Source organism: Saccharibacillus kuerlensis DSM 22868 (genome assembly GCF_000378145.1).
Classification (GTDB): Bacteria; Bacillota; Bacilli; order Paenibacillales; family Paenibacillaceae; genus Saccharibacillus; species Saccharibacillus kuerlensis.
In genome coordinates this window covers 19,001-30,432 of sequence record NZ_KB899297.1, presented here as the reverse complement: position 1 = coordinate 30,432, position 11,432 = coordinate 19,001, and the positions used below count along the sequence as shown (strand labels likewise).

Sequence of the window (11,432 nt, the reverse complement as noted above, 5' to 3'; positions counted from 1 at the left end):
AAATAGCGTGATCACGATTCGTTAGAATTTATATAAGCTCTCTGGAGAGTGAATAGCGTGACAAGGATTCGTTAGAATATCTGCAATATGTCTGGAAATCACATAATCTTGCCCGCAGTCAACAAAGTTTAGCTGCCAACAGACTATTTCACGGGGCTTACAACGTTCCCCTGCGGCTATAATGTTTCTCTAGACCCACTGCAAGCCGGCTTGTTATGATGGACAGCGTTCCGGAAATACACAAGCTGGAGGCATCGCAATGGTCGATATCTACGACAGAATCAAAGAAGGCGAGCGCGGAGCGTGGGTCAGTATATTTGCCTATATCATTCTATCTGCACTCAAGCTGACCATCGGATATCTGTTTCTGTCCAGCGCGCTTCGTGCGGACGGATTAAATAACTTGACCGACATCGTAGCTTCGATCGCCGTGCTGATCGGACTTCGGATTTCGCGCAAGCCGCCGGATGCGGATCATGCATACGGTCATTTCCGTGCGGAAACAGTAGCGGCGTTGATCGCATCTGTCATCATGGCTTTTATCGGAATTGAAGTGCTGCTCGGCGCAGCCCGGACATTGTCCGCAGGGAGTCAGGAAGCGCCGCACGTCTGGGCAGCCGGAGTCGCCCTATTCAGCGCGATCGCCATGTACGGCGTCTATCGCTACAACCGCGATCTGGCGAACCGCACAGGCAGCCAAGCGCTGATGGCGGCCGCCAAAGACAATCTCTCGGATGCGCTGGTCAGCTTGGGCGCGGCAGTAGGCATTCTCGGTTCGCAGCTGCAAATGCCTTGGCTGGATGTGGTTACGGCATTTGTCGTAGGATTGATTATCTGCAAGACGGCTTGGGAAATTCTGCGCGACTCGCTGCACCGCTTGACCGACGGTTTCGATGAAAAAGAATTGGCGATCATTCGACAGACGATCGCGCGGATCGACCGAGTGGAGACTGTGCGTGAACTCAAAGCCCGGGTAAGCGGAAGTCAGACTGTACTTGATGTGGTCGTTGAGGTACCCAGAGAATTGACCATTGTTGAAGGGCATGATATTGCCGATTTGATTGAAGCGGAGATGAAGGAGAAGCACGGTATTCACTTTGTCAGTGTACATGTGGAACCTAAGATTGAACCTGAAATTAAACCTGAAAAATCAATCAAAAAGGACCTCGAGTCACCGCCTTGACGCGGAGAAACGAAGTCCTTTTTTGTATTCAACCTTGTCTCCAAACTCGCTTTCGAATTTGGATAACAAACGCAGAAGCTATCTTACAAGTGTTTGACCGCTTGAGGTCCGGCCAGAGCTTTGGCCCTTCTGCGGTCGCTGCGGGCAACGTAAAGCACCAGCAGGAAGCAGAGGAACAGGACGATCGCTGCCGCTGCGTACGGATAATTGATGTTAACATCAAACAGCGATCCCGCAACGATCGGTCCGGCAATATTGCCAAGGCTGGTGTAAGCGGAGTTCAGACCGGCTGCAAAGCCCTGCTGATCGCCCGCACGGCGGGAAATCTGCGTACCGATCGCCGGCCGTAAAATATCGATCGCCAAGAAGACAATAAATGTGACGGTGACGATCAACCAATATTGGTGTACGAAGAGCGTCATCAGCACGAATACGGCGGCGGCGGCCAGACAGATGGAGATGACCCGCTGCTCGCCGAAGCGGTTGAGCAGCCAGCCGAATACGGTCGCCTGCACGACTGCGCCGGCGATAGAGCCAAACGTGATAATGATGGCGATGTCGCGCGCAGTGAAGCCGAACTTGTGATCGACGAACAATCCGAATACAGTCTCATAGTTAGCCAGTCCGAATGCGCTGACGAACACAATAACCAGGCTGAGGAAATACGGCGTTCGATACGACGTCATCAGCTGTTTCAGCAGACTGTCGCGTTTGCCGGATGCCGCTGCAGCAATCTCCGCTCTGCGCTCATGACTGAGCGATTCCGGAAGCACAAGCAGCGTAACGATGCCGGAGAGCAGCGCAGCTATACCGGCTGCGAAGAAGGGTACGCGAATGCCAAATTCGGCGAGGAAGCCGCCGATGCCCGGGCCGATAATAAAGCCTGTTGTGATCGCGGCATTGATAAAGCCCATGCCTTTGGCACGTTCTTCGTCGGACGTAATGTCTGCCGTGTAGGCCATAACGGCCGGCATAATCAATGCGGCACCGACGCCGCCGAGGATACGGGAGACGAACAGCAGCCAAGGCGCATTGGCAAGGCCGAACAGAAATTCCGATACGGCGAAGATCAGCATGCCGGCGATAATGATCTTTTTGCGGCCGAGTCGATCGGACAGTCGACCGGCGATCGGCGAGCAGATCAACTGCGAGACGGAGAACGTAGCGACAAGCAGACCGACGATGACGCCGCCGATATTCAGCGTATTCATGTAAGTCGGCATAATCGGAACAACCAAGCCAATCCCGGTAAAGACGAGGAAAATATTGAACATGAGCAGCAGCAAGGCGGCTCGGTTGCGAAGCATTAAAGTCATGATGGACATCCTCCAAGATTATCGGTTGAGAAAGAAATTGATTTTATGCTGCTGATTTATGTCGCAATCCCGTGCAGGAACACGTCGATCGCCAGCCGGTACGTATCCAGCGCCTGCTGCAGACTCGCACGGCGCGACACTTGGCTGAGTCCGATCACGAGTGCTTCCAGTACATAGGCCAAGCCTTCGGCATCGCCTGGTTTGAACTCGCCGCTGTCGATTCCCTGCTGGATCAAGCTGCGGTTGAACGAGATATGATTGGCGACCATCTCGGCCAGCCGTTCCTCGATATCGGACGTTTTGTCATCGCCGACAAAAAATTCGTCCACGGCTTTGGTCAGCGGATGATTCAGGTCTTCGCGAACCATCTGTTCAGCGAATCCGTACATTTTCTCCGCAGCGGATGTATAGTGATGCTCTTTCTCCTGCCACTTGGCAATCCAGTCCCGATCCCACTCGTCAAGCAGATAGATGAATAAGCCTTCCTTGCTCTTGAAGTGGTAATAGATATTGCCTTTGCTGCTTCCTGTCGCATCTGTAATGTCTTCAATCGAAGTTGCTTTATATCCTTTCTGCACAAACAATTGACGCGCGGCGTCGGCGACGCGCTTGCGGGTTTGTTCGCTCTGCAGCTGTTTTTTATTCAAAATACCATCCCCCTGAATCCTGAACATTCGTTCAGTATCTTAACACGGATGTGTGGAAAAAAGCAATAAACGAATGCGTACCGAATTGTTCCGAATTTTGCGTAGGGACATTATATCCTTTACAATAAGTAAAACTTGAAAGCGCGGACGAAAGTCCGGGTTTGGTTTTTGCAGGAAGGAAGACGAAGTATGGAACTGCTGTACCGGGAACGGGAGCGGGAAAGTGAGATTGCGGTTTACGATACGAATGAGCTGTATGGGGAAAAAGGATGCTTTCGTATTCTTCAATTCTCCAATGGAGATGTACAGGGCGCGATGGATCTGGAAAATCCTTCTCGCATTGTATTGGAATATCCGAGAGCGATTGTGCATTTGATGGAACAGAATAATCTCTCTTTTGAACGGGCATTCGTAATCGGACACGGAATCGGTACGGTTTCGGGACATTTTGCGGATCGTTCGGTGAAAACGGCTGAGATCAGCGCGGCAATTGTCAAGCTCAGTCGGAACTATTTCGGATATGTCGGTGCCGATGTAGAGATTGGGGATGGTCGGGATTCGTTGGAACGCGAGTCGGACGGTTTATTGGATTATATAGTGCTGGATGCTTTTACGGAGAAAGGTACGCCGTGGCATCTGTTTACTCGGGAGTGCTTTCTTACAGCCCATCGAAAGTTGGATGAACAAGGTGTTCTGCTGCTGAACGTGTTCGGGCAGGGACGCCGCGACGCAAAGACGGAGGCGATTTACGCGACGCTTGCGGACGTTTTCCCCCATGTACGGGCTTTCGGGCTGCGGCAGGAAGATCCGCGGGATCCGATGAATCGGATTCTAGTCGGAGGGAAAAGGCCCATTGAAGCGAAAATACGAAAAATGGCGGGATTCGAAGAATCTGAACCGGAATACGGAACAGTGCTGGAAGATAGTATGTTCGGCTGAGGCCGTTCCAGAACTGAGTAGGGAGTGAATATACATAATGGAATATAATCGGGAATATAATCAACGGCTCGACAAGGAACGCAGTTACGCCGGAGAGTCGGAAGAAGGCAGACGGAGCGCCGCACGCGCAAAAAGAAGCCGGCCGGCAGACGGGAAAGCTCCGGTCACGACGCTGTATTTGACGCGGCACGGTCAAACGCTTTGGAATCAGGAAGGGCGTCTGCAGGGACGGATGGACTCGCCGCTGACGGAAAAGGGAGAGCTGCATGCCCGCTGGCTGGCCGAGTCATTGGCGGACAAGCCGCTGGATGTCATCTATTCTAGTTCAAGTCCCCGGGCAGTGCGGACAGCCGAAATTTTGCGCGGCGGCAGAATGATTGAGATCCGGACAGATGACGAACTGCGCGAGATTCACTTGGGCGGCTGGGAAGGACAAAGAGCCGACGAGATTAGAGCTGCTGAACCGGATGCTTACGATACGTTCTGGAGCCGACCGCATCTGTATGAGCCGGCGGACAACGGGGAATCTTTTGTGCAATTGGGAAATCGGGTTGTGCCAGCGATTGAACGTATCCTGAACGAAAATCATGGCCGGAGCGTGCTGGTCGTAACCCACGCGGCAAGTCTCAATCTGCTGATGACGGCGTTCCGGCAGAGACCGATTTCCGAAATTTGGCAGCCGCCGGTACTGGAGTCGACCAGTCTGTGTAAGATTGTATACGATGCGGACGGGATGCGGGTAGAGCTGCATGGAGATACTTCGCATTACCGGGAGTAGCTCTTCATGACGAAGGCGGAGGTTTTATCGGTAATTGAGATTTTGAAAGTTTAAGAGCTTCGGAAGGGAATCTTCCGAAGCTCTTTTTGTTATTACATAATAAATTTACCGTGATTAAGCTTGTCCTGCTTTGATCACGCCGTCCTTGCGTTTGCGTGCACGGTCGGCGGCTGCGGTAAACAGCACGTCCGTCGAGGAATTCAGCGCCGTCTCACAGGAATCCTGCAGCACACTGATGATGAAGCCGACAGCTACAACCTGAATGGCAATCTCGTTCGGAATGCCGAACAGGCTGCAGGCCAGCGGGATCAGCAGGAGCGAGCCTCCCGGTACGCCGGAAGCGCCGGCTGCAGCTACCGTAGAGAGTAGGCTGAGCAAAAGCGCTGTACCGAAGTCTACATGAATGCCGAGTGTATGAGCTGCCGCCAGCGTCAGGATAGAGATTGTGATCGCCGCACCGCCCATATTGATCGTGGCACCAAGCGGAATGGAGACGGAGTACGTTTCTTTATCCAGTCCCAGCTTCTCGGACAATCTCATATTGACCGGAATGTTGGCTGCTGAACTGCGTGTGAAGAATGCCGTAATTCCGCTCTCTCCAAGGCAGGCGAATACCAGTGGGTACGGATTGCTGCGAGTCTTGAGGTAAACAATCAGCGGATTAACGACCAGGGCCATGAACAGCATGCAGCCGACCAGCAGAATCAGCAGTCTTCCGTAATCCAGCAGCGACTCGAGTCCATTTGTCGTGATCGCCTCGAATACAAGACCCAGAACACCGAACGGTGCCAGATTGATGATCCATCTGACGATCCGTGTCAGGGCATCGGACAGGCTGCTCACCACTTCTTTAACGCCTTCTTTGGCATGGCGTAGAGCGATACCCAGCAGAATAGCCCAAGCGAGAATGCTGATATAATTGGCGCCGATCAGGGCGTTAACCGGATTGTCGACAATTTTCAGCAGCAGGGTCTGCAGCACTTCGGCAATGCCCTGCGGTGGACTCAACTCTTCGGAAGTTGTCACAAGCGACAAGCTGACCGGGAACAGGAAGCTGACGATGACGGCAGTCAGTCCCGCCAGGAAAGTTCCTACAGCGTACAGCACGACGATCGACTTCATATTGGTCTGCTGTCCCTGGCGATGTCTCGACAGGGCCGCCGTAACAAGGCATAGAACGAGAATCGGAGCAACAGCTTTCAGTGCGCCGACGAAGAGCGATCCCAGCAGTGAAATGCCGGTCGCGCCGGGAATGACAAGGGCCAAGATGATGCCGACAATCATGCCGATCAGAATTCGTTTGACTAGACTGAGTTGATTCCATTTTACGAACAATGTACGCATAAGTTCCCTCCGAAATCGAATAGTGCAATAAGGCCGCGTTGTCGCTTGCATAGTCGGCAAGCGGCATATATTTGTGACAGTTTACCACACAAAAGCGTTGGTGTATGCATGCCTTTGAAAATTTTCATGGCGATTTTTCGCAGTCCGTTACTTTTGCACCGTTAAAACTTCTCTATTAGACGCTGCAGACCCCAAAAAGCCCAGCCCGATCATTCCCCGGGCTGGGCTTTTCTGACCGATTCCATAATCGATCCGGTTTACTTAATCCTCATTTGATTCTTACTCAATCTCTTTTGTACTGATCAGCTTGTATGCCTTAAGCGAGCCGTCGATCACACTTAGTTTGTACTCGGAATTGAAGTGTCTTAAGGTACCTTCATTATCCTTGTTGTAAATGATGACAGATTCACGGGTCTTCACCGTATAGGTGGAGTCGCCGTTATATTGAAAGTCAGTCACTACGGCATCTTCGTAAGCTTCTGTAATGCCTTTTGTCTCCAGATAGGGGATGTAGTCGGAAGTCTCTTTGTATGCCGGACCCGCCGGATCCATATAGGACTCGACATAGCTGAAATCGCGGGCATTGATCGCTGAGATGGAAGCGTACAGGTAGTTGGACATGAACGACTGAGCGTCTTCCTCCGTAAAAATGTAGGAACCGGAAGCCGATGCCTGCTGCGTGCCGGAGCTCTGCTGCATAGCGGCTTCGGCTTCTGCAGCTTCGGCTTCTGCTTCAGAAGCTTTGGCCAATTCGGAGCGCTCCTGCTCGAATTTCGGATTCTCCTTCTGGATGGCATACTCCGATTCGTACACATACGTCGTTTCATAGCCGGTGATCCACCAAGCGTCTTTATCCTTTTGACGGGAAATCTCAAGTTTTAGCGCTTGGCTGCGTTCATCGTCAGGATCGTCGGATCGAGCGTAATAGTAGATGAATTCCGCAGTAAGATGATCTTCATAGAAGTGGATGCTGTAAGGGTTCATAACGACTTTATTCAGGGCGTATCGGCTGCTTGGATCATCTTCCATCGCTTGAGCTAGATAGTCACCAAAATCTCCACTTGGGTCATAACCGGTAAACAGCTTGCGGCTGCCGGCATTGGTTCCTTTCGCCCAACTTTCCATCGTTGTATAAGCCAGATCCACTACATGCTCTGCAGCGGCCTGCTGAAGAAGTTCTTCAACTTGGTATTCCTCAACTTCGTTGGTATTCAAAGTTTGTTCGTCGCTTAGATTGAGGCCATAAGCTTTTTTCTTGGCCGTCAATTTGATCTGCTCCGGTACCGGTCTGAATAAGACATAAGCGTCCAGATCACCGGTTATTTCCTTGTCGTTTAACGTAACGGATGCCTCGGTCGAAGGGAGTCTGAGTGCAATCTGATTCATCTGCGAAGTATCGAAAGTGACGGTATTCGCTTCCGGGTACTGGAGAGCTTCGATCTGCCCGTCATAAGACTGGCTGCCGAAATCTCCGGTCAACGCGCCCGTGTACGTGTATGTCGAAGGCCACAGATTCTGGATCGCACCACTTTCCGCAGACAGTTCTCCGATCTGCATCGTCGTTTTCAGATCTTCGGATGAATCTGAAAGTCTGGCTTCAACGGCGACCGGAACGATATGCAGACTCCATTTGCTGCCTCTCCAGGATTGCTCTTTGACGAACGTCATCCAGGAAGCCGGCAGATCGGCATTAGGACCGTCGAGTTCTTGTCTCAGTTTGTCGCTGAAAGAATCGCTGCGCTCGGTCTCCTCTTCGGTGCTCTCTGCCAATTGAATAGCGTTGAGAATACCTTGTTTGTATGTACTGCGGGCGTAATCGTCCTGAAGGGATGCCTTGAAAGCTTGGATGCGGTCTTCCGCCAGCAGAGGCGAAGCGGAATCATCCAGATAGGAGACCAGTGCCGCTGGGTCCTGCGCATCAATTGCTGCATTAAGCTTCTCTGCCAACTCTTCGGGAGTAGAAGGGCCATAGGTCACACGCAGGATTAGAAAAGCGGCAGCCAGCAGTACCGCAGCTCCGCCGATTGTACCGGCCAGAATTTTGTTCTTTTTCGACATCGGCTGTCTGGGTTTGGCGGGAGATGGAACCGGCACTGTCGCAGTGTGCTGCATAGCGGGTACCGAAGCTGTTGGTTGGACAACCTCCGGCCGTTCGAGCACGACTCCGCATTTTTCGCAGAACTTCCAGTTAGGATCGGCTGCCGTTCCGCATTTTTGACAATACATCAGCTATTCATTCCTTTCGGCAGGGAATTAGAGTTCATTCAGAAGCTCAAAGAGTCCAAAGTTTCCAGGGAGACCCAAAAGATCTGCTGCCATATTTTCAATTCCTGCCTGCACTTGAAGGTTGAAGGTAATAGCGATTACGGCAACCATAAGAGCCGTGAATAGAGCGATAAACGAGAGAAGACGCGCTTGGGCAACGTGGAACAACTGCGCCGAAACAAACAGCGTAAGAGCCAGCGCGGTCAGCAGCACGATCAATAGCGCAATGAATCCAAGACGCAGCGAGACGAACATTAGCAGGGCGCAGATGAGGAAACCGGCTCCAACTACAAGCTGTGCCGAGCCGATCTTCGCAAGCCCTTCTTTCCAGGAGGTTCTGTAGGTACCCATTCCGTTGCCAAGCAGAATCGCTCCTGCCGTCAGGGCAATCAGTGATACGAGTCCCATTACGAATATTGGACTTAAGACATCAAACTGATCGCTGAATTCCGCGTAGCCTTTTCTCCAGTCTGAACGTGAACCGCCGCCGGATAATTCGAAAACGGTATAAAGAGCATTTCTTTTGAACGACCAGGCCAGCATCATATAACCGATCAGCGAGGCCAATAATCCAATCAGACCGTAGCGCAGATCGCTTTCTCCGCGAAGATGAAGCGCCGAGAATGGATTTTTCAATAGTCCAAGCAAAGTTCCTTTTTCGAACTTGGCCAGTTCACCCTTGACCAGCGTTCCGTAATCTTTGGTGTTGGAGCCAGTGTTCGATGAATACGCCGGCTGACCGGATTGATGCTCGAACATTGGAGATGGAACCGAGTTTTGAACCGAAGGTTGAAGTGACGGTTGAACCGGAGTCTGAACCTCGCAGACATGGTTTTCGCCTTCCGTAAGGGGACGACCGCAGTTTGTACAAAAAGCCATGATTTTTCCCTCCTGTATGTAGTCTCATAGACCGGGTGATTTTGCCTTTTTTATATATGTTCAGGCAACTTGTTTATATTAACACCTTGCTTGCTTGCCGACTAGACGGGTTTTCTATAAAAAGTAAAATTTCTAGAAGATAAAAGGAAGTAATAAAACTGCTTCTGATTGTGCAGTTGATTGTGTTTGGTGTGACGAATCGGGTGCTTCGGCGTCGAAGCTCTAAGCGGGGAGTTAAGAGCTAAGGGCGAAAACATTAGGATTTAAAAGATTTAGGGCCTGTATGCAAACCTGTTTCCACAAAATCCAAAAGAGGTTATTGAAGGTACAATAGGGGGAAAGAAAATAAGTGCGCCTGTACACTTATTTTTCTCACATTTTTAACTTACGCTGAAATAAGTGCTCCTATACACTTATTTCAGCGTTTTCGCGTTTCTAACCTTACTTTTATGTGAAATAGCTGCACCTGCGCACTTATTGTACGATTTGGCGAGCTTTTGCGGAAAATAATTGCATATAAGCACTTATTGGGCCGTAAGGGGACGCGTCCCATTCCGGCATATACGCGAACCAATAATCGGCTTCGTATTTACGTTCAAAGACTTCATTTGAATTTGGAAACCGGACCTGGGCGTTGAAAGCATCTTCTATTCGAAAAAGTTGATGAGTTTGCGTACATGCCTTGAAAGATTTAAAGATTTAAAGATTTAAAGATTTAAAGATTTAAAGATTTAAAGATTTAAAGATTTAAAGATCGAAGACGTTTAAGCCGATTATTCGGCTAACGTCTTCTTTTGAGAGCGGTGATACGCTCTGGAAAAAAATCCGCTAGGCGCGGGCTCAACTTTTCATTCGCACAGCTGTGATGAACCGAAAAGTTGGGCCTAGCTGTGATGAACCGAAAAGTTGGGCCTATGTATAGTAATTGTCTAGGTGGTCATGCTATATTTTTCACTGCATCTCGGCGAAGGATATTAACCATTCTAGCCATTATTCCCCTACGAAACCTATCTCCATTGCACGGTTTCGGGCAGTAAAAAGACACTCGCGCACTCTCCTCGGCACGAGTGTCTTTTTGCTGCAATTCTCTTGAACAAAAGGATTCTGTCCATCTTTTTCCAATGGTTGCTTGCCAGGGTGAACGGTTACGGGTAATGAAGAGGAGAGGCTGCCGAAGAAGCGGCTTATTCCGAACCTTGACTCTCTGCCTTATTCCCCTAGAAAGGTGTGACCGTCATGACAAGCATCTCCCGTGTGCTGCTGTTCGTCGTATGGCTGGCTTTTGTTGTGTACGCGCTGTTTTTCGCGCCTGGAGCGGGCGGTGGGGAGGACCCTTGGTTCGGACGGCTGCTGACGCTGCAGGCGGATGAACCGTCGCTGCTCGCCATGTTTACACTGCTTGGCTTATTCCCGATGACTTACGCTTGTCTGCTGCTTCGGCACGATGATCGGGGAGTTCCCGCATGGCCGTTTGTACTGCTGTCTTTTGGACTGGGTATCTTCGCCCTGCTGCCGTATTATATTCTCACTTCGCATACACATGCCGGTTCACATGATCTGCGTTTGTCGGAAGGCATACGCCGCACCGCGGAATCGCAAGTTACGCACGGTATCCTTTTCCTCTTGACGCTGGTAGTTATGGGATGGGGGCTGCTGGCCGGGGACCTGGGCGTCTACATGGAAGCATTCCACACGTCGCAGTTCGTTCATATTATGACCATCGACTTCTTCCTGCTGACGCTGCTGTCGGCCTACGCCATCTATACGGGATCGCGTAGGCGCTGGATGCCCCAAGCGATAGCACTGCTCGGTTTCATCCCGATTCTGGGTCTGCTCATTTATGTATGGATTACCCGCAAGGACGAGAGCGCTTCGCCGTATGTTCCGCGCGATACTGTCATGAAGAGCCGCAGGCGCAGAGAAAGCAGTTTTTAGACGCTGGGTGGGCAGCCTATAAGAGAGCCGTCAGCCGTAGTCTTCGAAAAATTCTCAATAGGAAAGCCCCTGAAATCCGGTGTGCCGGGTTCAAGGGGCTTTTTGCATGCAGCATACGTTTCCTGCAGCCATTCGAATCTGTAGAC

Annotated in this window: 9 protein-coding genes; 4 read left to right on the top strand and 5 right to left on the bottom strand. The window is 51.0% G+C overall.

Going from position 1 to position 11,432, the window contains the following annotated elements:
• Window positions 1-259: 259 nt before the first annotated feature.
• Entirely contained in the window at window positions 260-1,183 is a 924-nt protein-coding gene (locus F456_RS0116645) for a cation diffusion facilitator family transporter (RefSeq protein ID WP_018978186.1), read from the top strand.
• A gap of 83 nt (window positions 1,184-1,266) precedes the next feature.
• Here the strand turns inward: F456_RS0116645 and F456_RS0116640 are convergent, their stop codons facing one another.
• Both F456_RS0116640 and F456_RS0116635 read right to left on the bottom strand, forming a co-directional pair.
• Window positions 1,267-2,499, bottom strand: a complete 1,233-nt coding sequence (locus F456_RS0116640) for an MFS transporter (RefSeq protein WP_018978185.1) — start codon at window positions 2,497-2,499, stop codon at window positions 1,267-1,269.
• Window positions 2,500-2,555: 56 nt separating this feature from the next.
• Window positions 2,556-3,146, bottom strand: coding sequence for a TetR/AcrR family transcriptional regulator (locus tag F456_RS0116635; protein ID WP_018978184.1), 591 nt, complete (start codon window positions 3,144-3,146; stop codon window positions 2,556-2,558).
• A 189-nt stretch (window positions 3,147-3,335) separates the two neighbouring features.
• Between F456_RS0116635 and F456_RS0116630 the strand changes: the two genes are divergently transcribed.
• Both F456_RS0116630 and F456_RS0116625 read left to right on the top strand, forming a co-directional pair.
• Window positions 3,336-4,085, top strand: coding sequence for a spermidine synthase (locus tag F456_RS0116630; RefSeq protein WP_018978183.1), 750 nt, complete (start codon window positions 3,336-3,338; stop codon window positions 4,083-4,085).
• A 37-nt stretch (window positions 4,086-4,122) separates the two neighbouring features.
• A complete protein-coding gene (locus F456_RS0116625) occupies window positions 4,123-4,863 on the top strand; it encodes a histidine phosphatase family protein (protein WP_018978182.1) in 741 nt (246 codons plus the stop codon).
• A gap of 114 nt (window positions 4,864-4,977) precedes the next feature.
• Here the strand turns inward: F456_RS0116625 and sstT are convergent, their stop codons facing one another.
• From sstT to F456_RS0116610, 3 genes are all read right to left on the bottom strand, one after another.
• Window positions 4,978-6,207: a serine/threonine transporter SstT gene (gene sstT / locus F456_RS0116620; protein WP_018978181.1), complete on the bottom strand. Its 1,230-nt coding sequence runs from the start codon at window positions 6,205-6,207 to the stop codon at window positions 4,978-4,980.
• Between the two features lie 279 nt (window positions 6,208-6,486).
• Entirely contained in the window at window positions 6,487-8,433 is a 1,947-nt protein-coding gene (locus tag F456_RS0116615) for a TcaA NTF2-like domain-containing protein (RefSeq protein ID WP_018978180.1), read from the bottom strand.
• Window positions 8,434-8,460: 27 nt separating this feature from the next.
• Window positions 8,461-9,351 carry a hypothetical protein gene (locus F456_RS0116610; protein WP_018978179.1) on the bottom strand — a complete coding sequence of 297 codons (891 nt, stop codon included), beginning with the start codon at window positions 9,349-9,351 and terminating at the stop codon, window positions 8,461-8,463.
• Between the two features lie 1,236 nt (window positions 9,352-10,587).
• Between F456_RS0116610 and F456_RS22880 the strand changes: the two genes are divergently transcribed.
• Window positions 10,588-11,286, top strand: coding sequence for a hypothetical protein (locus tag F456_RS22880; protein WP_018978178.1), 699 nt, complete (start codon window positions 10,588-10,590; stop codon window positions 11,284-11,286).
• Window positions 11,287-11,432 lie beyond the last annotated feature (146 nt).

Bases quoted from the DNA above. Each gene is read 5' to 3' on its own strand.
- F456_RS0116640 (WP_018978185.1), bottom strand. From the start codon at position 2,499: ATGACTTTAATGCTTCGCAACCGAGCCGCCTTGCTGCTGCTCATGTTC.
- F456_RS0116615 (WP_018978180.1), bottom strand. From the start codon at position 8,433: ATGTATTGTCAAAAATGCGGAACGGCAGCCGATCCTAACTGGAAGTTC.
- F456_RS22880 (WP_018978178.1), top strand. From the start codon at position 10,588: ATGACAAGCATCTCCCGTGTGCTGCTGTTCGTCGTATGGCTGGCTTTT.
- F456_RS0116625 (WP_018978182.1), top strand. From the start codon at position 4,123: ATGGAATATAATCGGGAATATAATCAACGGCTCGACAAGGAACGCAGT.
- F456_RS0116645 (WP_018978186.1), top strand. From the start codon at position 260: ATGGTCGATATCTACGACAGAATCAAAGAAGGCGAGCGCGGAGCGTGG.
- sstT (WP_018978181.1), bottom strand. From the start codon at position 6,207: ATGCGTACATTGTTCGTAAAATGGAATCAACTCAGTCTAGTCAAACGA.
- F456_RS0116630 (WP_018978183.1), top strand. From the start codon at position 3,336: ATGGAACTGCTGTACCGGGAACGGGAGCGGGAAAGTGAGATTGCGGTT.
- F456_RS0116610 (WP_018978179.1), bottom strand. From the start codon at position 9,351: ATGGCTTTTTGTACAAACTGCGGTCGTCCCCTTACGGAAGGCGAAAAC.